We start from the raw sequence: 22,093 nt of genomic DNA, 5'->3' as shown, positions 1-22,093 counted from the left end.
ACAGAAGGACGCCCTGAGATGTCCCGCCCACGACCCCAGCAGACGTCAGGGACCGTGCTGACGCTCATTCAGGAGGACGCCGAACTGCCGCCGATCACCACACCGTTGCGCCGGTTCCTCAAGCACCGCCGGTTGATGCACCACAACCGGCTCGTCGCGCTCGTGATCGTCGTGAACCTCGCGTACGCCCTTCACAACCTCACACACGACGGCATCGCGACGGACACGCTCGCGCACGCGGCGCTGACCAACTTCGCGATAGCCATCCTGATCCGCCAGCAGTACGTCATCAACCTGTTGTTCCGCATCGCGTCCGGCGCCCCCACGCGTTGGCCACTGAAGGTACGTTGGACGCTCGGGAAGGTCTACCACTACGGCGGGCTGCACATCGGCGGCGCCATCGCGGGCACGGCCTGGTCCCTGGCGCTCACGGGCGTACTCGCGCACAATGCCGAGCGCGTCGGTACCGGGACGTTCACCGTGTCGTGCGCCCTGGTGGTGGTTCTGGTCTTCATGGTGGTCACGGCCCTGCCGCCGCTGCGTGCCAGGCTCCACGACCTCTTCGAAAGGACACACCGGTTCGGTGGCTGGACCGCGCTAGTGCTCGTATGGATCCAGACCGCCCTGAACGTCTCCGTGCCCAGCCTGTGCGTGCTCGGGGTGCTGACGGTGAGCATCGCTCTGCCCTGGCTGCGCCTGCGCAGAGTGCCGGTCACCGTGGAACGGCCTTCCTCGCACGTGGCCCTCGTCCATTTCGACTACGGCCTGACCCCCTGGGCCGGCTCGGCCACGACGATGAGCCGCAGCCCGCTCTTCGAATGGCACTCCTTCGCCAACCTTCCGCCCGTCGGCGGGTCCGGCTTCCGACTCGCCGTCTCGCGGGCCGGTGACTGGACCGGCTCCTTCATCGACGACGCTCCCTCGCACGTCTGGGTGAGGGGCGTCCCCACTGCAGGCGTCGCCAGGATCGAGAGCCTGTTCAAGGGCGTGGTCTACGTGGCGACGGGCAGCGGGATCGGGCCTTGCATGTACCACCTGCTCAACGCGGAGGTGCCCGCGCGGCTCGTCTGGGTGGCCCGAAGCCCTCGTGCCACGTTCGGAGACGCGTTCGTCGACGAGATCCTCCGCGCACATCCGGACGCGACTGTCTGGGACACCTCCTGGCAGGGCAAGCCCGACATCGTCAGGCTCGCGTACGCCGCTTACCGCTCCATCGATGCCGAGGCCGTCATCTGCATCTCCAACAAGACCTTCACATGGCAGGTGGTCGAGGGACTGGAACGCCGAGGCATCCCCGCCTATGGAGCCATCTGGGACTCGTGACCCACACCGGCGGATCAGCTTCCCCTTGTACTGACAGCCGAACGGGTCGCCCCACTTCTGGATGGGTTGCCAACTGTCAGCCGAGGACGGGGTGGCCAGGGCGACCGGAAGAATGATCGCGCTCACCCCGACGGCCGGTGCCGCCGCTTCGTGCTTGAGAGGTTGGTTCACGCTGTTCCATCCCGCTGTGACTTCACGAGTAGGGGTTAGGAGTGAACGGCTCTCCCACGGGGTTCCGGTTGTGTGCCAACGCCGAGTGATTCATGACCAGTTCAGGTGCCGAGTCATGGGTGGAAGGCTGGGGAGAACAGGACGGCGGCCTCCCCAGTGAGGTTCGGTCCTATTGGTTTGGCGCAGCGTGTGTGTGGTTCCGGTCGCGGCCGCCACGTCGATCCACTCAGACCGCCGCAAGAGATGGAGAAGGGGACCGCGTTGGACTTCGCGGTGGAGGGCTTGCGGATCTCCAGGCCGATCTCGGTGCTCAATGTCCCGGCCTTCGAGTACGTCGTGAGGCGCACCGTGATCGCCTGCCGGCTCGGGCTGGACCGCAACACTGTTCGCCGCTTCGCCAACTCGGCGGACGCAGACGAGCCCGCACCGGGCCAGCATCCCCGATCCCCACAAGCCCCAACGGGCGTCGAGGCGGCCGCAGAACCGAACTTCATAAAAGCCCACGGCTCCGAGAGGCTTAGGTAGGCGGACCTGGTTCTGTGCACGCCAGTTGCTCCGCAACTACCGCCGCGGGCACAGGACCGAGGTCTTCACAGGGCGCTGCGCGTTCCGGCGTGATGGGCGGGACCGGGCGATCCTGTGCGGGGTCGCGGCTGTCTCTCTGCCCTGGTTGGTGCACCACGCGACGCGTCCCGTTCCCAAGACGTAAGGGTTGTTGGCCCCTTGCGCCACGCACGTCGACCTCATCATTTCTTGGGTTGGCGCGTAAACAAGCGAAGGGGAAGGGTGCGCGGAATGCGTGATACGGCAAGGTTGTCCATTGTCGGTGGGGTGTTTGTCCTGATGGTGGGTGGGGCGGGGTTTGGTGTGTGGAGTGTGTTGGGCGGGGATTTGGGGGATGGTGGGCCGGCTGTTGTGCGGTCCGGGCCGCCGAGTGGGGCGGAAATACGGGAGACGGCCGAGGGGTTCCTGGCGGCGTGGGCGAAAGGGGATGCTTATGAGGCTGCGTCGCTCACGGACAACCCGACGGACGTGCATTCAGCGATCACCGAATATTCGCGCGAGGCCCATGTTTCGGATGTGAAGATCACTCCGGGGGACGCGGTCGGTGCCAGGGTGCCGTTCAAGGTCGCGGCGACGGTGTCGTACAGGGGCAAGTCCAGGCCGCTCGCGTATGAGTCCGAGTTGACTGTGGTGCGCGGGCAGACGACAGGGCTGCCGTTGGTGGACTGGAAGGCGTCGGTTCTGCATCCGGAGCTGGAGCGGGGCGATGTTCTGAAGGCGGGCACGGCCGATGGGCCGCGTCTGAGAGCGGTCGACCGCAACGGTGTCGAGCTGACCGAGGAGAAGTACCCGTCGCTCGGGCCGGTCCTTGATGAGTTGCGCAAGAAGTACATCGGCAGGCTGGGCGGGGAGCCTGGTATCGAGCTGTGGATCGAGCGGGCCGGTGACGGCGCGGCCGACGAGACCCTGCTGACCCTGGCCGAGGGCAAGCCTGCCGTGGTGCGCACCCGGCTCAGCGCCACCGCGCAGGCGGCAGCCGAGCGGGCTGTGGCCAAGGGCCCGAACTCTTCGGTGGTGGCTGTGCAGCCGAGCACTGGCGATGTCCTCGCGGTGGCCAATCATGATGCGTTCAACACGGCGTTCCTGGGGCGGCAGGCTCCCGGTTCGACGATGAAGATCATCTCGGCGGCGATGCTGATCGACAAGGGTCTGGCCACGGCGGACGGCGAGGCAACCTGCCCGGACACGGCGGTCTCGGAGAGTAAGACCTTCCGTAATCTGCCGGGTCTGGCCCCGAACGAGAACGGTACGCTCATCGATGGCTTCGCCCGCTCGTGCAATACGGCGTTTGTGAAGTTCGCTGACGAGGTGGCGGTCGGGGATCTCACGAACGAGGCGCGCCAGTACTTCGGCATCGGCGCTGACTGGAAGACCGGCATCGTCTCCTCCGACGGCCGGGTCCCGGCCTCTGGCGGCCCCTTCACGGCGGCCAACATGATCGGCCAGGGCGACGTGACGATGAACCCGCTCAACATGGCGTCGGTCGCCGCGACCGTCAAGGCAGGCGTCTTCCGTCAGCCGGTCATCGTCCCGCAGTCCCTGGACGACCGCCAACTGGCCACCGCCCAGCCCTTGTCGGCGTCCACGGCGTCCCAGCTGCGCCAGATGATGCAGCGCACCGCACTGAATGGCACCGGCGCCAAGGCCATGTCCGGCCTCGGCACCGACATCGGTGCCAAGACCGGCTCCGCCGAGGTCGACGGACAGACGATGCCCAACAGCTGGTTCACCGGTTACCGGGGCGACATGGCGGTCGCGGCAGTGGCTCAGGAGGGCGGCCACGGCGGCGACACCGCAGGCCCGATCGTGGCGCAGGTGCTCCGCGCCGGCAGTTGACCAAGCTGCTACGACATGCGCTTGCTTGAGCTTCCATCACCGGGGCAAGACGGCTCCCGTCCAGGCTGGCTGCCCTTCTTCGACCCGAAGGACACGGCCGCGGTCGAGCTGATCGAGGACCGCTCGCATGACATGCTCCGCACTGAGGTGCGCTGTACGCGCTTGCGGTTCGCGCCTCGGGCATGTCTTCGAGGGCGAGGGCTAGCCGCCCCCGACCGGCCAGCGGTACTGCATCAACAGATCTCGCTGCGGCGGACGTCGGACGAGAACTGACGCGTCCGACGCCTGCCGTGCGCTAAGCGAGACCCTGGGGCGCGGCCGCCCGTTCGCCGGGACGTCGCGCAGGTGTCCGGGCGTGCGCCCCTTACTGCTCGCCTGGAACGAGGGCGGGCCGCGAGCTCGGCGATTGCATGGGCAGGCGTCGCTGCCAAGGCTGGGCCAGAAGCAGTTCACGCAGTTGGAGGCGGAGTCGGCCAGGGGTTCGGCCGCGCACGCCGGCGACGACCAGCGGTGGACGCTGGCGCGGATCAAGACGGTGATCGGCCGGCGTTTTCCCTGAAGTCTCGGCTGGTCACCACCAGCATGATCTGCGGGAAGTCGGCGAAGACGGCCAGCGTGACCTGCACCTGGTCCCGGCTCTGCCCGTTCACTTCGGCTGCACGGTTGACCAGCAGTAGCCGCATTCTGGTCGGGAAGGTGGCTCACGGACGACTGACCCGTCGTCCACCCCCGGGGGTCCGGCTCAAAAGAGCTTGTCGTCCGGCAGGGGCGTTTGAGAGTGGTCGGTCAGGTGCTGCTTGGGCCTGCTCGAGCTGGCGTGAGGTAGCTCTGACCAACGCTCTCGACGAGAACGGGCTGAGCTTCGCCCCGCCTGATCGGCACCAGATGTCCCACCCGCTCCACTGAGGCCACTGAGGTTAGGTAACCGTCAGGTCGGGGTTGATTCGCGGGTAAGCCTGCGGTTTATGAGGTCGATCATCGCGAGGCGGATCATGGCTTCGGAGCGGTGCGGGTGGGTCTCGTAGTCACGGGCGAGGCGGCGGTGGTTCATGAGCCAGCCGAGGGTCCGCTCGACGACCAAGCGCCGCGGGATGACCCAGACGGCCAGGAGGAGACCGGGCGTGTCCAACCAGATCTTGAGGCTCTGCCCGTCGAGGACGCGCGCACTCGGTTCGGCGTCCCGGCCCTAGCCTCCACTGGCGAGTCGGCGGAGGAGCCCGTTGAGCTGGTCGAACATGCCGTCCTTCTGCCAGGCCGCGATCGAGCTTGTTCAAGACCCACCAGCCGGATCGGCTGCACGCGGTCGTTGGTCCGGGGATGATGAACGGTCGGCCCGGCTCTGCCCCGGCGTGGACGGTACCGCCCGCGATAGCTTGTTGCCGGTGTCTTCCAAAGGCCTGCTTCAGCGCCGGGTGGCGGGAATAGGATCCAGCGTATGCACCAGAACCAACCATTCCGTGCATCGATCGATGTGATGTCTGGCCGTCCTCCGTGGGTGGGGCGCAAGGCCGAACTCGGCGATCTTCAAGGACTTTTGGGTGCGGTACGCCGGGGCGGGGGTGGTTGCGCGCTGGTGGAGGGCCCGCCGGGGATAGGTAAGAGCTCCCTGGTGCGTGAGGCGGTGCGGACGGCTGGTGGGGATGATGTGCTGCTCCTGCGGGGGAGTGCGGATGAGTTCTGTGTGAGTCTGCCGTTTCAGTTGGTGACGGAGGCGTTGCGGCCGGTGCGGGGAGCGGAGTCGGCTCCGGAGCCCGGGTCGTTGTGGGGTGCGGGTGCGCGGGATCCGTTGGCGGCGGGGGTGCAGCAGGCGTTGGCTCAGGTGGAGCGGGCGTGTGCGGTGCGGCCGGTGGTGTTGGTGGCGAGTGATCTTCAGTGGGCGGATGAGGCGAGTCTGGCGGTGTTCGGTTCGCTGATGCGCTTGACGGTGCAGTTGCCGTTGTTGCTGGTGGGGGAGTTGACGACGGGCTCGACGCGGGAGGAAGTGCGTCAGCTGCGACGAGCAGTCAGGGCGCACGGGGTACGGGCGATCATGCTGGGTCCTCTGAACGCGGATGAGGCTGCTGTCCTGGCCGAGAAGTTGCTGACCGTACCGCTTTCGCCCAGTTTGCGTGATTTGGTCTTGACGTCTGGTGGGAACCCGTTGTACGTACGGGAGTTGACGGGGGCGATGGTGCGTGAGAAGCGCCTTGAGGTACGAGGCGGGCAGGCGCACCTGGTGACTGGTCCGGAGTCGGGCCGACGGTTGCCGAAGTCACTGGGAGCGGCGATCGCGGATCGGGTCGGGTGCTTGTCGAAGGATGCGTTGGAGGTTCTGCGGACAGCAAGCATGCTGGGCACCACCTTCGACTCCGGTGAGCTCGCGGCCGTGGTCGGCTGGCCGGTCGATCGGGTCGTCGAGGCGCTCAACGAGGCGTCGGAGACGGGGGTGCTGACCGATACCGGCGCTGCTGCCGAGTTCCAAGCGCCTTTGCTGCGGCAGGCGTTGTACGAGTCGATGCCGATCACGGTGCGAGGGCTCAAGCACCGGCAGGCGGCGCAGGTGCTCAGTGCGGGGGGCTGGCCGGCTGAGCGGGTCGCGGCGCACCTCTCCCTGGCCGGTGGCACACCGGACACGTGGACCGTCAACTGGCTCGGCTCCTGGGGGACCGCGTTGCTCTCGCGGGTTCCGGAGCTGGTCCGCGACCTCCTGCAGCGCGCGACAGACTCCATGGCCCGGGATGACGAGCGGCGTGAACCGCTGGAAGCTGTCTTGGCGATGGCCGCGTTCCTGCGCGGCAGGCAACCGGAGTGCGAGGAGCTGGCAGCCCGGGTGTTGGCGCGCACTGAGGATCCCGATCGCGCGGGGGAGATGACCTGGCTCCTCGCCTACACCTTGTTGAGCCAGGCGAGAGGGGCGGAGGGGATTGAGGCCGTGGTCTCGGCGCCGGCGCGCTGGGAGCTGTCCCCGGTGTGGCGGGCCAGGCTGTGCGCGCTGCACGCCCTGCTACTGGTGATGGGGTCCGCCCCGCAGGACGAGTCTGCATTTCCGGTGCTGAACCGGGCGTTGGAACTGGGCCGGGCACAGGGCGACGCACAGAGCATCGCGTACGCCTCGCAGGCCAAGTTCTTGTACTGCGTGCAGCGGGACCGGTACGAGGAAAGCCGGGCCTGCCTTGAAGAAGGCATCGCTGTGGCGGCCGATGCCCCGCAGCTGACCGACGTCTATCTCATCATGCTGACAAACAACATGGTGGCCTGGGAGGAGATCGATCTGATCGACCGTGCCTGGGAAAGCGCACGCGCGGTGCGCAAGCGTGCGATCGAGGCCGGAACTGCTCGACTCCAGGCTGTGCTCGTCAGTGCCGCGCGTCTGGCCTACATGGTCGGTGCCTGGGACGAAGCGCTTGCCGATCTCGAAACGGCGCGGGAAATGCCCATGATGCACCGCCTCACCGTCCTCGTGCGCAGCATTGAGGTGCTGATCAGAATGCACCGTGGCGAGATGGACGCCGCAAGGGACTTCGCGGAAGAGGTGGGTGATCCGGATCGCCTGAACCCCACGGTGAGGATTACCGGCGAGGACATCTGGCGCATCCGGCTGGCGGTGGCCGAAGCGGCGGGGCGTCAGGAAGAAGTACGCGCGATTCTGCGCCGGATCTGCGACGACGACGTCTTGACCGGAATCAATGATGCTTACGTCCTCTTGGCCCCCGCGGTGCGTAGCGCCCAGTACCTGGGCGATCGGGAGCTGGCCGCCGATGTGCTGGCCGCGGCGCGCCGGGAGGCGGAGCGGGACGTTCGCCCGAAGGTGCGGGCGGCCGCGCTCTGGTGCCAGGGGATGGTCGAAGCCGCTCCCCAGCCGTTGCGTGAGGCACTGGCCTACTACCGGGAAGTGGGGCGGGTTGAGGCGTTCGGGTGCGCCGAGGACCTCTCCGTCGTACTGGCGCAGGCGGGAGACACTGAAGCTGCGAAGGCCGCGATGCGGGTGGCGGTGGAGGGGTATCTCGCGCTGGGTGCGACAGGTGACCTTGACCGGGCCGATGCCCGGTGGCGTGAACTGGGTCTGCGGCGCGGCGCCCAGGGCAGTCGCAAGCGCGCGGCGACGGGCTGGGGGGCGTTGACGCCCACCGAGCAGCGGATCGCGGAGCTGGTTGCCGAGGGGCTCTCCAATCCGGACATCGGCGAGCGTCTGTACTCGTCGCGGCGGACCATCCAGACACACGTCACGCACATCCTCGCCAAGCTGGGCCTGCGTTCGCGGGGCGAGGTCGCTCGCGCCATTGCCTACCGGCCCGGATCATGGGGAGCGCTACCCATCCGATATGTCTGATGCGGAGCGGGCGGCGGTCCGGGATCTGCCGCCGGACTGCTGCTTGCGGGCCTCGGCCCAGGCCGTGTGCTCCTCGGCCGGGGCGTCCTTGGCGGGCCAATTCGGCGGGGCTTGGACCTGGTCGGGCAACCGTTTGGCCAGGCCCCGGTATCCGGCATCGACCTTGGCCTTGACCTGCGGGTACTGCTCGAAGAGGGCTTCGATGCCCTCGGTTTGACCGCTGTCTGGTCGTGCATCCAGCCGGGCCGGACAGCGCCCGTCCACTGGGTGCGGCCTCTCCCGTCGGTGACGACCGTGGCCTTCTTGGTGTTCTGTCGCATGTTGCCTGGGATGAACGCCCGGCGCCCGGCCCGGCCCGCCTTCGGGCACTGCACCCGTACCGCAGCGCCGTCCAGCCGCAGCTCACCACCCCTCGCGACGGCGTAGGCGAAGACGTCGGCCGGCGTGTGCAGCCGCAGCCCGGCCCACCGCCCTCGGCGCGCAGCCGCTCATGGCCTCGGCGTTATGAGTCCTGCTGCGCCAACTACGGCGAAGCCAACTCGGCGATGAGAGAGCCAAGCCGACGCCGGGAGATGCCTGTGCAGAGGCAGCCTCCGCGCTGTTCGCCGGCGCCATGGGCGCTTACAAGAACCCCACAGCCACCGCACGGTCGACTTCGACGGCCCGATCGGGGCAGCCGAGACTATCCAGTTTGCAGATCTATTGCAGCGTCAGGTCGAGCGGGCCAAGCGCCGCAAAAACGAGGCCAGCCCGTAGACGGCCGCAGCCTGTGTCAGGACTAATGGTTCGGTTCGGGCGCACCAAGAAGTGGACCCGCATAGTCGTCTGACCGCAAGGCCCCCCGTCCCTCGGCTTGTGATTTACCTCGGTAAGTCTGCGACTGCTGCATTGTGGTTTCGTGGGCTGCGAGTTCGTCTAGGGTTCCTACGAATGCGGGGCCGCAGCCGGCCGGTAGGCGTTCGATCACCATGGCGATGGCGTCCTGCGCCGTGGCCGCAGGTCCCACGGTCTCAGTACGGAAAGGCCCGGATACCCAGGATGCGCCTTCGGCGGCGGGCTGGATGTAGGGGATGTCCCAAGTTCATCGATGGCCGGTGCAGCGGCTGAAGTGCAGTTCGCCCGCCCTCTCAGTCCAGCCGCGTCGCCATCACCAGTCGGCACCGCGGGCTGCCGTCCTTCAGCAGCCCCAGTTCCTCCAGCGGCCGCAGCTCCACCAGGAACCCCGCCTCGCCCAGTTCCGCCATCACCTCGGAGAGCCGGAACGTGCGGTAGTACATGACAAAGGTGGGCCGCCACAGCAGGTTCCGTACGCGCATCGCCGCGTCGAACGCCCACAGGGCCCAGTACAGCCGCGTTCCGACCCGGGCCGGAGCCGGGAGCGGGAAGACGAAGCGACCGCCGGGGCGCAGTGAGCGGTGGATCTCGGCGAAGAGCGTCGGGCGTTCGCTCGGCAGGAAGTGGCCGAAGGCGCCGAAGCTCACTGCGAGGTCGAAGGTCGCGGTGAAGGGGAGTCCGAGCGCGTCGGCCTGCACCCAGGTGACCGACGGGTACGCGGTCTTCGCCTCCGCCAGCATTCCCGCGCTGGCGTCGACCCCGGTGACCTCGTCGCACAGCTCGCGCAGCACCCGCGCCCCCGCCCCCGTGCCGCAGCAGACGTCGAGCCCGGAGCGGAACGGGCCCAGCGGGCGCAGGGCCCGCAGGACCGGGTCCAGCAGGCGGTCGGGCGTACGGAACGGGGTTTCGTCGAATTTCGGAGCCAGCAGGTCGTAGCCGTGCTCGATCGAAGAGAGCGCCTGGACGGCGAGCTCGCGGAATGTGGGGCCCGACGGTGTGAACATCACGCTTCACCTGTTTCTTGCGCGGGTGCCCCGGCGTTCACGCTGGGGGGAATTGCATCCGAGTGTCGTGAGGCGGAGCGTCGCCGCATCCGGTTCCGGGGGCGGAGCACCCGTGGTGCTGTCGCTGCCGCCGAGGTGATGCGAACGCGTGTGCCTGTGCTCGCTGGTTGGGGTGGTGGCTGCGGGATCGGGGCATGCATGTGCGGCCATCGTACGTATGGTCCTTCGGAGGGTTCGGGATGCCTTGGCATCCTGCCGGGGCGGTGAGGGGGGCGAGATGGCGCAGGGGAGGGCCGCCGAGGCCGGGCATGCCCGGTACACCTACCGGCTGCGCGTGTCGTCCGCCGCCCGCATCTTCCTGGTGGCGGAGTGGGACCGATGCCGGTGGGTGTGGAACGAATGTGTCGTCAAGTCCAAAGCCGTACACCTGCACAACGAGGTCACCGGCCAGCAGGTCGCGTGCGGCCCGGCGCAACTCGACAGGATGCTGACCGAAGCCCGTGCCCGTACGGCGTGGCTGCGCGAGGGCTCGTCGGTTCCCCAGCAGCAGATCATCCGCGGCTTCGGCCGCTCCCGCACCAAGGCGCACAAGGACATCAAAGAGCGCCTGCCCGTGGCACGCCGGGCCGGGATGCCGAAGCGGAAGACCAAGCGTGAGGCGCTGCTGACGCTCAACTACACCCGGCGCGGATTCCGGTTGAAGGACGGCCGTCTGCACCTGGCGAGTGGCATCGTCGTGGCGGTGGTGTGGTCGCGGGAGCTGCCCGCCGCCCCTTCCTCGGTGCGCGTGTACCGGGACAGCCTCGGGCATTGGTACTGCTCGTTCGTCGTCCCCGCCCAGGTTCAGCCCCTGCCGGAGACCGGTCGCGCACTCGGCGTCGACTGGGGCGTGAAGGAGACCGCCACCACCACATCCGACGCGCACGACCTGCCGCACGCCGAGCACGGCAAGAAGGCACAGACGAAGCTGACCCGGTACGACCGAATGATGGCCCGCCGCAAGCCGAAGAAGGGTCAGCCGGGATCGAAGGGCTACCACGAGGCGAAGAAACTGCGGGCGAAGGCGCACAAGAAGGTCGCGAGGCAGCGTGCGGACACCGGCCGCAAGTGGGCCAAGAAGGTTGTCCGCGACCACGATGGCATTGCTGTCGAGGACTTCCGTCCGAAGTTCCTCGCCAAGACCACGATGGCCCGCAAGGCTGCTGACGCCGCCATCGGCGCCACCAAGGCCGCTCTGATCGAGATGGGCCGCAAGCACGGGCGGGACATCCGCCTCGTCCACCCCGCCCACACCACGATGGACTGCGCGCACTGCGATGCGAGAGCCAAGCACGCATTGCCGCTGGGTGAGCGCACCTACACCTGCAGCACGTGTGGAACCGTGTCCCCACGGGACAAGAACTCCGCACGTGTGATGCTCGTCCGGGCAGGTCTCAACCCGGCTGGCGATGAGGGCGGAAGACCTCCTGGAGCGCTGCTCCAGGAGGCGGCCTGAGCCAGGAATCCCCTCCCCTCAGGGACGGGAGGATTCAAAGTAGTGGTTGAACATCACCCCACCACCATCCGTATTTCGGAAGGGTCCCTGTGCATCCGTACGGGCCACTGGCAGGCAGGGGAGGCCGATCCAATGGCGGGCAGCAACGTCACCGCACTCTTCCGCGCGTCCAGCGCGCACAGCCCTTCGTACTTCACGCTCAACCGGGCCGGCGGTGGCCAGGCAGGAGAGATCACCGACTTCTGCATCCCGTGCAATCCCTACTTCCCGACCCCTGAGATGTTCGACGAGCTCGGCAGCCGGCTGCGCGAGATCCTCACCTACTATCCGAGCGGCGCCGACACCATCACCGCCGAGCTGTGCCAGGTGCTCGGCCTCAATCCGCAGACCGTCGCCATGGGCAACGGCTCCACCGAACTGATCACCTGGATCGACCACCTGCTGGTGCGCGAGTCGCTCGCCGTGCCCGTGCCGACGTTCGGACGGTGGACCGACCAGCCGATGGAGACCGGCAAGCGCGTCGACATGCTGCTGCTGCCGGAGGCGCACGGGTTCGGTCTCGACCCGGCGTCGTTCGTGCAGTTCATCCGCAGCCGGGGCTCACGCGCGGCGGTGATCTGCAACCCCAACAACCCCGACGGCGGCTTTCTGCCGAAGCAGCGCGTCATCGCGCTCCTCGACGAACTGCGGGATCTTGACCTGGTCGTCGTCGACGAGTCCTTCCTGGAGTTCTCGGACGCCGAGCCCGAGCCGAGCGTCGCCAACGAGGCCGTACTGCGCACCAATGTGATCGTGCTGCGCAGCCTCGGCAAGAACTTCGGGCTGCACGGCGTGCGCTTCGGCTATCTCGTGTCGAATCCGACGCTCGCCGGGAAGGTGCGGGCCGCGCTGCCGAAGTGGAATCTCAACTCCTTTGCCGAGACTGTGGTGTTCATGTTGAAGGAGCACCGGCACGAGTACGCCGAGAGCCTCCAGCAGGCCCGCCGGGACCGGCAGGAGATGACCTGGCGCCTCTCGCAGCTGCCCGGCATGACCGTCTATCCCTCGCAGGGCAACTTCCTCTACGTACGCCTCCCGGAAGGTGTGGACGGCTCGGTGCTGCGGGACCGGCTGCTGGCGGAGCACGGGGTGCTGGTGCGGGAGTGCAGCAACAAGGTCGGCAGTTCGAGCCGGTTCCTGCGGCTGGTGGTACGACCTCAGGAGGATGTGCTGCGGCTGATGGAGGCGATGGAGCAGGTGCTGTACGGCAGACACATCCAGGCGCCGGCCCCGCCGCCGCAGCCGATGGCGCCGATGCTCTCGCAGGTCCCGGCCCAGCAACTGCCGCCGGAGCAGCCGCAGAGGCAGCCGATGCCGCAACTTCAGCAGCAGGCCGCGCCGATGCTGGCGCTGGCACAGGAGCCGGTCGCCGCGCGCGGACTTGCTCCGGCCCCGGCTCCGGCCCGCGCCCGCGTGCAGGCCGCGCTGCCGCAGCCGATGGCACCGGGATACAGCTCGGGGACGGCGGCGGTGGACCGGCTCATCTCGGGGGCGTGACCGTCCAGAGGCTGACGTGCGGGCGCCGGGTCTGCTCCCGGTGAGGTAGCGGCGGCCCGGCGGCGCCCGGCACCAACTGTATTGCTACGGACCGCGGTTCAGCCCGCTGTAAAGCTGGCCTGGCGGTTCCGGACGGCCCGGGTAGGGCTGCGATCTACGCCCGTTCGCTGCGGTAGCCCGTCGACTGCCGAGACTCTTGACGCGAACATGCCGCCGACTCTACGTTCCTATCGCCGAAGCTGTTCAGTTATTCATCCATCGTTCAGCATTCTGAACATGGATGAACATGACGGTCGAAGGAGTCGAAGATGATCGGCAAGCGCCCCTTACTCGCGGGAGCCGTGGCAACCTGCGGACTGATCCTGGTGGCACCGAACGCCGCCGCGGAGGTCGAGCCGGGAGGCTGGACGTCGCACTCGCCCTCGTTCAACGTCCAGGAACGAGGCTGCGGTCAGGTCGACGACCTCACCTTCCGGCTCACGTGCTCGACCGCGAGCGGCGACCAGCGCGCCGAGCGCCGGTACGTGACGTACAACGGCGGAACGCAGCAGTTCGAGGGCTACTTCAAGATCACGTCCATGGGCGGAACGCGGATCAGCCTCAAGCAGACGTTCCGCGACGGCTCGTCCGCGGGCCCGTACTTCATGCTGGCGGTCGAGCGCGGCGGCCGGCTGTACGCCGTGCACGGCGGGACGACGGTGGCGAGCGGCGCGACGGTCGGCACACAGGTCCGGGTCAACACCGTGCACCAGGTGGGCACATCGCACCGCACGTACATCAACGGCTCGCGGAAGCACACATACGACAGCCCGGGCGGCAGCTACTACGACAAGTTCGGCGCGTACCGGACGAGCAGCGGGAACGGGCCGGTGACGGTGCAGTGGAGCGGCATCAAGTTCTGGCGCAAGTAGGGCCGGGATGAGGGCACTTGCACGGGCGGCTGTCTGCGTGGCTCTGTCGACTGCCGCCCTGTCCGCCTGCACGGCCGCGCCGCAGGAGAAGCTCGCAGCGCCGCCTCCGCGCAGGGTGACGCTGGCCGCGAACCTCGACTCGCCGACCGACATCACCCTGCGCTGGAGCGGCCGCGACCCGGGGGCGGCGGGCCATGTCGTCGAGTTCGCCACGGAACGCCAGGGTCCGTACACGATCCTCCAGTTCGCCCAGCCGGCCCAGGCGAGCTACACGCATCCCGACCTGATGCCGACGACCCCGTTCTTCTACCGCCTGCGTCCGTATTACGGGCCGGCGTCGACGGCCGTGGAACTCGCCCTCCCGCCGGGCGAGTTCACGGAGAAGGACCAGCAGGGCGACCACGAATGGGCCGTCCCGAAGAAGCGCCCCGGCACCGCACGTCCCGCGGGCCCGGCCCCGACGGCGCTCAAGGCAACGGTCAAGCACGCGAACGGCGTCCAGCTCACCTGGCAGGACCACGCACTCGACGAGGAGGGCTACCTCATCGAGGTCCGGGCGTCGGGGGCGCGCGACTTCCGGGTTGCGGCGGTGGTGGACCCCGACGTCGAGTCGGCCGGGCTGATCACCCTGCCGGAGGAGAAGCGGGCGACGGTACGGGTCCGGGCGTACCGCTACGGCAGCCCGTCGAACATCGTCCACCGCATGACGGGTCCGGAGAACCCTGGTCCCTAGGTATTTATGACCTGCCGGCTTCCCGCGGGACGCCGGCCGCCGCGGCGCTTCGGGGGTCGGCCGGACGCGGGACGTAGACCGGCGAGTCCGACTGGTAGAAGAGGTCGATGTCAGCCTCCTCCCCGCCGACGATCATGGTGTCCCAGGCTCCGCTCTCCTGAAGGACGCGGAGGGTGGCGGGCGCGATCGTGGCAAGGTGGGCGCGCAGTTCTTCGTCCGTGGGCATTCCGGGCAGCCGGGACCCGAGACGCTCGCGGATCGCGACCATGCGGTCCAGCAGTTCGTCGAGGTCGGGCCGCCGCGAGGCCGGGCCGTTCCCATGCCCCGATTCCGCGCTGCGGGCGATGATGTCCTTGATGGCGCGAGTGGCGCCCTGTTCGTCGGTGGTCACCATGGCGTTCCAGGCCCGGCTCTTGTGCCGGTACTGCAGCATGGACATGGCTGCTTCATGCCGGATGAAGTCGGCGTCGCGCAGCGGTCTTCCCTGCCACGCGCGACTGAGGGTGCGGGCGAGGGAAGTAGCGGAGGCGAGGCCGCTGTTGAGGCCTCGGCCGGGCCAGAAGTGGATGGCATTTGCCGCGTCGCCCAGAAGGAGGCCGTATGTGCCCGGGCTCGTCGCGGTCGGGCGGCTGAGCTGAGCCGTGAACCTCGGACGCTGCACCATGTCCAGCCGGAACGACGTGATCGCGGACAGATCGTCCTCCGCCACGCCAAACAGGTTCAGGCCCTGCCGGATCTCCTTCCACAGGGGCGAGCTGCGCAGCAGGGCGGGCAGGAAGAGCGTCCCGTGCGTGGGGCAGCGGAACTCGTTGTCCTCTTCACGGCTCATCAGGCAGGGACGTGCGGCAATGCACTCCTCGAAGACCTGGCGAACCGGATCGATGCCGATCACGCTCTTGGCCTCCTCGCGTGTGAGGCGCATGTTCAGGAAGCCCTCGCCCCTCAGCGAGTTGAGCAGGAACCGGTTCTGCGACACGGTCAGCAGCACACTCATCGGGTCCGACAGCTTCGACTTGACCCGAAGCCCCAGCACGAGATCCTGGAGGTGCTCTCCGTCGAGGGAGTAGATCGACGCGTCGGCCACGCCGAAACGGTCGGCGAAGTGCTCGCGGGTGCGGGAGCGCCCGCCCTCGCAGATCACCAGAATGTGTTCCTGGGAGAGGCGGTTCTCCTGCTCCTCCAGGTCGAAGCGCTTCGGTACGAGCCGAATCGCCGCCCTCTTGTTCGCCAGCTCCAGGAGCCGGTCCTCGATGTAGGCGATCCGGATGTTGCGGGGAGGGCGGCCCTCGACCGAGTCCGGTCCGACGGGCCACATCTCCGAGTAGGCGCCCTCGTCGAACAGTGCCGACTGGACCTCCCCGGACAGCGCGAGGTACTGCCGGCTCTGGACGGTCACGACCTGCTGGCGGCGGACGTTGCCCTGGCCCTCACTCTTCCAGACGACGGAGGAGTCCTTCCTGACCCAGCGTCCGTCGTAGAGGGTGATCGCCACCCGCCCGTGCAGCATCTCCTCCAGCGACAGCGCGAAGGCAAGACCCACCGGGCCACCGCCGGTGATCGTGACCCGCAGTACGCCGGGGTCCGCGACGGCGCCGACCTGCGGGGCGTCGAGCTGGGAGAGGTCCATGACCGTCTCCATGGCGTCCTGCGCTTCGTAGAGGAAGGATTCCTCACCGATCCGGATGAGGTCGTTCGGGCGCAGCACATGACGTGTGACGCGCTGGTCGTTGACGAACGTGCCGTTCCTGCTGTCGCGGTCGTAGAGGACGAAGCCGGCGTCCTCCACGACGATCTCAGCATGCAGACGGGAGGCGTTGGCGCTCACGATCACCACGCCGCTGTCGCTCTTGCGCCCGAAGGTGAGGGGGGCGCTGCCCAGAACCACGCTCTGACCCGTGAAGGGACCCGTGCGCCCTACGATGACCGATGGCACTCCACACTCCTTGCGAACGATGCCCATATCCGGTAACTGGCCCGTCCCGCTGGGCCAGTTCGACCCGGGTATCGACGCGCACGACACCAATACGTGTTCGTGGGCGGTTTGGTTCAAACTTTCGCGACCATTCGTCCCGGGCCGCGAAGATCCTAGAGGGTCTTGTCACGGCCGCGATGGCCGCCCTCGGGCGCGTGCCGCAGGAGTCCACGGGATAGGCTCCCCCGCGCCGCGTCGAACCGAAAGCCCCAGTCCGTACGTGGTGTTCGCAACGGCTTTCGAAGGTTCTGCCGGTGGATGGTGAGAGCGAGCCGCCCTCCTCGCGGCAAGCCCGGTCGGCGGCCGGGTGTGCGATCCGAAGAGCGACGTCCGCGCAACAACGCCACCGAGCGGCTTCACCAGGAGAGGGAGAATCGCCCCGATGCACAACGAGGATTCCACGCCGGAGAAGCCGGACAGTGGACGGCTGATCGCAGGCCGCTATCGCCTGCTGTCCCGTCTCGGCGAGGGCGGCATGGGAACCGTGTGGCGAGCTCGCGACGAGACCCTGCGCCGGGAGGTCGCTGTCAAAGAGGTGCGCGCCCCGGTCGGTCTGCGCGCCGCCGACATTGGGCGGATGTACAGCCGACTGGAGCGGGAGGCGTGGGCGGCGGCACGGATAGCCGACCGCAACGTGGTGACGGTCCATGACGTGGCGATGGACGACGAGCGCCCCTGGATCGTGATGGAACTGATCCGTGGCCGGTCACTGGCCGATCTGCTGCGCTCCGAGGGGCCGATCACCCCGCAGCGCGCCGCGCGCATCGGCGCCGACGTGCTGGCAGCGCTGCGTGCCGCCCACGCCGTCGGGGTCGAACACCGGGATGTGAAGCCGGCCAATGTGATGCTCGCCGACGACGGACGGGTGGTGCTCAGCGACTTCGGCATCGCGATGGTCGAAGGCACATCGGCCCTGACCATGACCGGCGAGCTCGTCGGCTCCCCCGAGTACCTGCCGCCGGAGCGGGCGCTGGGCCGCGCCTCGGGCCCCGAGTCGGACCTGTGGTCCCTCGGCGTGCTGCTGTACGCGGCCGTCGAGGGCATTTCCCCGTTCCGGCAGGACTCGGCGCTGAGTACCCTGCGCGCCGTCGTCGACGAGGAACCTCCTTCCCCGCGCCGAGCCGGGCCTCTCACTCCCGTCATCGAAGGACTCCTGCGCAAGGAGCCCGCCGAACGGACCTCCGCCGAGCAAGTCGCCGTGGACTTGCGGAAGATCGGCGATTCGGTCACGTCGCCGCTCGACGACAACACCACGCCGGCGACCGCTCCGGGCGTCGAGGTACAGCCTTTGCCCTTCGACACGGCCTCGACGACAACCATCGCAACCCCGGACGCCTTGAGCGCCCCCGAACCCGAGACGATCGACGTCGCGCCGCTCGAACCGACCACGACGGCAGGGCCCATCACACCGCCTGCGGCGTCCATGGACGTCGCGCCGCTCGAACCGACTACGACGGCAGCGCCGATCACACCGCCCGCGGCGCCCGTCGACGTCGCGCCCCCCGAGCCCCCTACGACGGCAGGGCCCATCACACCGCCCGCCGCGTCCCCCGAGCCCAACCCCACCCACTTCACGACGCCCGTGCCCGTCGCTCCGCCCGCGGCTCCACCTGTCGCAGGCACCGACCACGCCACAACCCCCGCCACCATCACACCTCCCGTGCCCTCCGGCCCTCGGCGCAAGCGGCGCGCGGCCGTGGTGGGGGCAAGCGCGGCCGTGGCCGCGCTGCTCGTGGCCGGGTTGGGTTACGCGCTGGTCAACCGCCACGAGGGCACCGACACGAACGCCAACCGGACTCCCGCCTGGCCGACCGCGTCGTCGTCGCAGGCGGCCGGGAACCCGCCGGCCGCGCCGGCTGTACGGGTTTCGGTGACGGGCTCGAGTACAACGTATGCGGGCGCCTGCCCGCCGCCGGGCAGTCAGGCGCCCACGTTCACGGCGACATTCACCGTGGCGGAGCCGACTCAGATCTCCTACCGCTGGGTGTCGAAGGACGGTTCAGTGGTCGATCCGCACTGGCGCATCCTGTCGATCGGGGAGGCGGGAGGTACGGGCCAGGACACGGTGCGCCTGACGACGTACTCGAAGGCCGGGACACTGAGCACTGAGATCGGTGTGGAGATCCGCCGGCCCTTCGTAGCGACGTCCAACGCGGTTTCCTTCTCGGTGACCTGCGGCGGTTGATCGGATCGCCGAGCCCGTCGCGACCACCGGACAACTGGAGGGGACCTCGGCTCACCGAGCTTCCTACTGGTGGACGGGCTGCCGCATCTCGGCGCGGATGTCGAGCGTGAGCTGCGCCATGGCGGCCAGGTCGAAGTCCTCGGGCTTTCGCAGGCCAGGGCGCGTTAGTTCGACGGATTTTCTCGTACTCGCCGTTCGCCAGCGTCTTGGGCTCCGTGAGCCGGTACTCGGAGCTGGGAAAGCCTTCGTCGCCGGTCCTGGCCACCGCGTACGCGAGTCCGCCCAGCAGCACGACGACTGCGGCGGCGATCGCGAGCAGCGGCCTGGTCAGGCTCCGGCGTGCCGGTGGAACCGGCTCGTCGGAACCGGGCAGCAGTTGTGACTGGGGCACGGTCATGACCGTCGAGGGTACAGATCCGCTGCCGGAGCCGGGCATTGCCCAGTCCCCGGCATCAGGCCTGTGCAGTGGGGCGGATGACTAGTTCATTGACGTCGACATCGCGCGGCTGGCTGACGGCGTAGACGATCGCGTCGGCGATGGCCGAGGCCGGGATCGCGATGTCGATCAGGCCCTGGAGCGCATCACGTACGCCCGTGTCGCTGATGCCGTCGAAGAGTTCGCTGCGGGTCAGGCCCGGGCTGACCACCGTCACCCTCAGGTCGCGGCTCTCCCGTCGCAGGCCCTCCGAGATGGCGCGGACCGCGAACTTGGTCGCGGCGTAGACCGCCGCGGTGGGGTCGACTCGGTGGCCGGAGACCTAGGCGATATTCACGATGTGGCCTGTGCCCTGGGCGCGCATGACGGCAGTGCCGCGGCGATGCCGTGCAGGACTCCACGGATGTTGACGTCGATCATGCGGTTCCAGTCGTCGACCTTCAGGGCTTCCAGCATCGACACCGGCATGACGCCCGCGTTGTTGACCAGGACGTCGATGCGTCCATGCTCCTCGTGCGCGGCAGCGACGAACGAACGCATGCTGTCCAGGCTCGTCACATCCAGCTCGTGGTGGGCGGCGGTGATCCCGTCGTTCCTGATGTCCTTGGCGATCGCGGCGATGAGGTCGGTACGGCGGGCGCCGAGGACCACCCGGTGGCCGGAGGCGGCCAGGCGCCGGGCCGTGGCCTCGCCGATGCCGTTGCTTGCGCCGGTGACCAAGACGACCTTGCTGCCGGTCATGTGGGACCTCTTCCGGGTGGAAACGGGTGATGGCTTTGAGCTTCGGCCCCTTTCGGCCGCTGAGGCAGGGCGAGGCTTCCTGGGTGCCGCACTCCTAGGACCGGGACGTACGCTCGTGGAATGAGCGGCTACGAACTGGGCGAGTTCCTGCGGGCACGTCGCTCCTTGCTGACACCCGCCGACGTGGGACTCGCGAGCTACGGATCCCGTCGGGTCGCCGGACTGCGGCGCGAAGAGGTCGCTGTGCTCGCCGGGGTCAGCGCCGACTACCTCGCCCGGCTGGAGCAGGGGCGGGAGCGAAGCCCCTCAGGCCAGGTCGTCGACGCCCTCGCGCGTGCCCTGCGTCTGGACGTGGACGCCCACTGGCATGCGTACCGGCTCGCCGGACTGGTGCCGAAACCCGAGCCCGTATCGGAAGGCCGGCTGGACGAGGTGGATCCGGGGCTGCGGCAGCTGATGGACGCCTTCCCTACGGCCGCCGCGTACGTCATCAACCGCCGCCTCGAGGTCCTGGCCTCGAACGCGACGGCCGACGCCCTGCTCGCGCCGCTGGCGGAGCGCCGCAGCATGGTCCGCTCGCTCTTTCTCGATCCCGCCGCCCGAAAGCTCTACGCCGACTGGCACACGGTCGCGCGCTGCGCGGTCGACGCGCTGCGGCTGGCAGTGGGACACGACCAGAGTGACCCCGAGCTCGCCGCGATCGTCCGGGAACTGCGCGAGGACAGCGAGGAATTCGCGGCGATGTGGCGGGACCACCGCGTCGGCGGCCTCGGCCGCAGGTCCAAGACCTTCCAGCACCCGGACGTGGGCCGGATCCAGCTCACGTACCAGTCGTTCGACGTCCAGGGCGCGCCCGGACAGCATCTCCTCGTCGGCACAGCCGCGCCGGGGAGCCGGGACGCCCACGCCCTCGCGCTTCTCGTCGGATCCGGTGTCCCCGGCTAGTGATCGGCACGCGAGCAGGTACGCCGTCCCCTCGCTGATCCTGTTCCCCGACACCTCGATCCCGGTCACCGACGCCCGCCAGACCGAGCAGTTCTTCGCCTCCTCCTGGGGCCAGTACGAGGGAGTCGACGCGCAAGACAAGGACATCGTCGTCATGGCCGAGGTACCGGGCAGCCTGTGGATCGATGGCACCTGGTCGTTCGGCGGCAAGGCGCGGGAGCGCTTCTGCTACCAGCTCGTCGCACAAGCCGATGGGACCGACGACTACCGGATCGCGGTGCTCACTCCCATGGGATGAGCGCCGCGGTTAGTGACGGAACGGTGCGTTCGCCGCACCCGCCTGTGCACAGCGGCGAACGCCGCCCACCGGCCCCCACCCCTAGCCTCGCCGCATGAACTGGCTCATCCGCGACTACCGCGAGAGCGATCTCGCCGCCGTGGTCCATCTGATCGACACCACCGCCGAGCTCGGCCAGGAATCCGTGTTCTCGCTCGCCGAGTGCATCGGCGCGCTCACCTCCCGGCAGCCCGCAGTCGTCGCCGTCCACCAGGGCGTCCCGATCGGCGCGGCGCTCGCGACCGTCGCGGGCGAGCGTGCCTGGGTGATGCGGATCGCCATCTCGTCCGCATGGCGCGGCCGCGGTCTCGCGAGCGCGCTCCTCGTGGAGCTGGAGCGGCGGCTGATCGCCGCGCGCGTCGGGCGGATCGCGTACGTGCTGCCCGAGGAGGAACTGCTCGGCGAAGGGCTCCTGAACGCGGGCTACACCCGTCGGCCCGCCGTCGCGTACTTCGAGAAGGTCGAGCCGCTGCACGGCCCCGCCGCCAACCTCCTCGAAGACCTCGGCGGCCGGTTCCTGCCCAGCGACCTGTGGGCCAAGGTCGCGGGCATGGAGGCCGAGAAGGACCTCATCGAACGCCGCGTCGTCCTCCCGCTCGCGGAGCCGGAACGGGCCGCCCGGCACGGCGTGCGGCCGCCGCGCGCCGTCGCGCTGTTCGGACCGGGCGTTATCGCCGGTTCGATTGCATCTTGAGCATGTTGTCGCTGGTCATGACGTCTATTCGATTGAAGTGACGTGGTCAGCAGGGGCCGATGACTTG

At 68.6% G+C, this 22,093-nt stretch carries 15 protein-coding genes and 4 pseudogenes; 13 read left to right on the top strand and 6 right to left on the bottom strand.

From position 1 onward, the window contains the following. The first annotated feature begins 18 nt into the window (after positions 1–18). The 4 genes and pseudogenes from ACH4YL_RS18410 (at position 19) to ACH4YL_RS18395 (ending at position 4,453) form a co-directional block, all read left to right on the top strand. Positions 19–1,323, top strand: a complete 1,305-nt coding sequence (locus ACH4YL_RS18410) for a hypothetical protein (protein WP_398508401.1) — start codon at positions 19–21, stop codon at positions 1,321–1,323. A 966-nt stretch (positions 1,324–2,289) separates the two neighbouring features. After that, positions 2,290–3,894, top strand: a complete 1,605-nt coding sequence (locus ACH4YL_RS18405; RefSeq protein WP_398508400.1) for a penicillin-binding transpeptidase domain-containing protein — start codon at positions 2,290–2,292, stop codon at positions 3,892–3,894. 54 nt (positions 3,895–3,948) lie between these two features. Then, a pseudogene (locus ACH4YL_RS18400) lies at positions 3,949–4,167 on the top strand (peptide-methionine (R)-S-oxide reductase); the annotation flags it as partial. An 82-nt stretch (positions 4,168–4,249) separates the two neighbouring features. Next, positions 4,250–4,453 (top strand): hypothetical protein, encoded by a 204-nt coding sequence (locus ACH4YL_RS18395; protein ID WP_398508399.1) that lies wholly within the window; start codon positions 4,250–4,252, stop codon positions 4,451–4,453. 369 nt (positions 4,454–4,822) lie between these two features. Here the strand turns inward: ACH4YL_RS18395 and ACH4YL_RS18390 are convergent. Next, positions 4,823–4,990 (bottom strand): annotated as a pseudogene (locus ACH4YL_RS18390) (IS5/IS1182 family transposase); the annotation flags it as partial. 339 nt (positions 4,991–5,329) lie between these two features. Between ACH4YL_RS18390 and ACH4YL_RS18385 the strand changes: the two are divergent. After that, positions 5,330–8,203, top strand: coding sequence for an ATP-binding protein (locus tag ACH4YL_RS18385; protein WP_398508398.1), 2,874 nt, complete (start codon positions 5,330–5,332; stop codon positions 8,201–8,203). On the opposite strand, the gene ACH4YL_RS18380 is transcribed toward ACH4YL_RS18385, so the two are convergent. The 3 genes from ACH4YL_RS18380 to ACH4YL_RS18370 all read right to left on the bottom strand — a co-directional run bounded on the left by ACH4YL_RS18380 (position 8,183) and on the right by ACH4YL_RS18370 (position 10,041). Continuing rightward, positions 8,183–8,467 (bottom strand): hypothetical protein, encoded by a 285-nt coding sequence (locus ACH4YL_RS18380; protein ID WP_398508397.1) that lies wholly within the window; start codon positions 8,465–8,467, stop codon positions 8,183–8,185. The two genes, ACH4YL_RS18385 and ACH4YL_RS18380, sit on opposite strands and share 21 nt — an antisense overlap. Positions 8,468–8,981: 514 nt before the next feature. Then, on the bottom strand, positions 8,982–9,275 hold the full coding sequence (locus tag ACH4YL_RS18375; protein WP_398508744.1) for a DUF6193 family natural product biosynthesis protein: 294 nt from the start codon (positions 9,273–9,275) through the stop codon (positions 8,982–8,984). Positions 9,276–9,330: 55 nt separating this feature from the next. Then, positions 9,331–10,041, bottom strand: coding sequence for a class I SAM-dependent DNA methyltransferase (locus ACH4YL_RS18370; protein ID WP_398508396.1), 711 nt, complete (start codon positions 10,039–10,041; stop codon positions 9,331–9,333). Positions 10,042–10,318: 277 nt separating this feature from the next. Here ACH4YL_RS18370 and ACH4YL_RS18365 point away from each other — a divergent pair, with 277 nt between their 5' ends. The 4 genes from ACH4YL_RS18365 (at position 10,319) to ACH4YL_RS18350 (ending at position 14,716) form a co-directional block, all read left to right on the top strand. Then, entirely contained in the window at positions 10,319–11,536 is a 1,218-nt protein-coding gene (locus ACH4YL_RS18365) for an RNA-guided endonuclease InsQ/TnpB family protein (RefSeq protein WP_398508395.1), read from the top strand. A 132-nt stretch (positions 11,537–11,668) separates the two neighbouring features. After that, on the top strand, positions 11,669–13,072 hold the full coding sequence (locus tag ACH4YL_RS18360; RefSeq protein WP_398508394.1) for a pyridoxal phosphate-dependent aminotransferase: 1,404 nt from the start codon (positions 11,669–11,671) through the stop codon (positions 13,070–13,072). A gap of 308 nt (positions 13,073–13,380) precedes the next feature. Continuing rightward, entirely contained in the window at positions 13,381–13,983 is a 603-nt protein-coding gene (locus tag ACH4YL_RS18355) for a hypothetical protein (RefSeq protein ID WP_398508393.1), read from the top strand. 37 nt (positions 13,984–14,020) lie between these two features. After that, the gene (locus ACH4YL_RS18350; RefSeq protein WP_398508392.1) at positions 14,021–14,716 is read left to right on the top strand and encodes a fibronectin type III domain-containing protein; all 696 of its coding nucleotides are present in this window, start codon (positions 14,021–14,023) and stop codon (positions 14,714–14,716) included. 4 nt (positions 14,717–14,720) lie between these two features. Here ACH4YL_RS18350 and ACH4YL_RS18345 read toward each other — a convergent pair whose 3' ends face one another. After that, positions 14,721–16,649 (bottom strand): FHA domain-containing protein, encoded by a 1,929-nt coding sequence (locus tag ACH4YL_RS18345; RefSeq protein WP_398508391.1) that lies wholly within the window; start codon positions 16,647–16,649, stop codon positions 14,721–14,723. Positions 16,650–17,070: 421 nt separating this feature from the next. Between ACH4YL_RS18345 and ACH4YL_RS18340 the strand changes: the two genes are divergently transcribed. Beyond that, complete coding sequence (locus ACH4YL_RS18340; protein ID WP_398508390.1) at positions 17,071–18,873, top strand: protein kinase; 1,803 nt, start codon at positions 17,071–17,073, stop codon at positions 18,871–18,873. Positions 18,874–19,325: 452 nt separating this feature from the next. Here the strand turns inward: ACH4YL_RS18340 and ACH4YL_RS18335 are convergent. After that, positions 19,326–20,050 (bottom strand): annotated as a pseudogene (locus ACH4YL_RS18335) (SDR family oxidoreductase). Positions 20,051–20,170: 120 nt separating this feature from the next. On the opposite strand from ACH4YL_RS18335, the gene ACH4YL_RS18330 reads away from it, so the two are divergent. The 3 genes and pseudogenes from ACH4YL_RS18330 to ACH4YL_RS18320 all read left to right on the top strand — a co-directional run. Further along, on the top strand, positions 20,171–20,995 hold the full coding sequence (locus ACH4YL_RS18330; protein WP_398508389.1) for a helix-turn-helix domain-containing protein: 825 nt from the start codon (positions 20,171–20,173) through the stop codon (positions 20,993–20,995). Next, on the top strand, positions 20,982–21,293 hold the full coding sequence (locus tag ACH4YL_RS18325) for a hypothetical protein (protein ID WP_398508388.1): 312 nt from the start codon (positions 20,982–20,984) through the stop codon (positions 21,291–21,293). Before ACH4YL_RS18330 ends, ACH4YL_RS18325 begins: the two co-directional genes overlap by 14 nt. Positions 21,294–21,387: 94 nt before the next feature. Then, positions 21,388–21,996: pseudogene (locus ACH4YL_RS18320) on the top strand (GNAT family N-acetyltransferase); the annotation flags it as partial. Between the last annotated feature and the right edge of the window lie 97 nt (positions 21,997–22,093).

Origin of the sequence: Streptomyces sp. NPDC020681 (assembly GCF_044334895.1) — a bacterium.
Classification (GTDB): domain Bacteria; phylum Actinomycetota; class Actinomycetes; order Streptomycetales; family Streptomycetaceae; genus Streptomyces.
This window is presented reverse-complemented; position numbering and strand designations above follow the sequence as displayed.

Excerpts from the sequence above, each read along its gene's own strand:
- ACH4YL_RS18410 (WP_398508401.1), top strand. The coding sequence starts at position 19 with ATGTCCCGCCCACGACCCCAGCAGACGTCAGGGACCGTGCTGACGCTC.
- ACH4YL_RS18405 (WP_398508400.1), top strand. The coding sequence starts at position 2,290 with ATGCGTGATACGGCAAGGTTGTCCATTGTCGGTGGGGTGTTTGTCCTG.
- ACH4YL_RS18385 (WP_398508398.1), top strand. The coding sequence starts at position 5,330 with ATGCACCAGAACCAACCATTCCGTGCATCGATCGATGTGATGTCTGGC.
- ACH4YL_RS18370 (WP_398508396.1), bottom strand. The coding sequence starts at position 10,041 with ATGTTCACACCGTCGGGCCCCACATTCCGCGAGCTCGCCGTCCAGGCG.
- ACH4YL_RS18365 (WP_398508395.1), top strand. The coding sequence starts at position 10,319 with ATGGCGCAGGGGAGGGCCGCCGAGGCCGGGCATGCCCGGTACACCTAC.
- ACH4YL_RS18360 (WP_398508394.1), top strand. The coding sequence starts at position 11,669 with ATGGCGGGCAGCAACGTCACCGCACTCTTCCGCGCGTCCAGCGCGCAC.
- ACH4YL_RS18355 (WP_398508393.1), top strand. The coding sequence starts at position 13,381 with ATGATCGGCAAGCGCCCCTTACTCGCGGGAGCCGTGGCAACCTGCGGA.
- ACH4YL_RS18340 (WP_398508390.1), top strand. The coding sequence starts at position 17,071 with ATGCACAACGAGGATTCCACGCCGGAGAAGCCGGACAGTGGACGGCTG.
- ACH4YL_RS18330 (WP_398508389.1), top strand. The coding sequence starts at position 20,171 with ATGAGCGGCTACGAACTGGGCGAGTTCCTGCGGGCACGTCGCTCCTTG.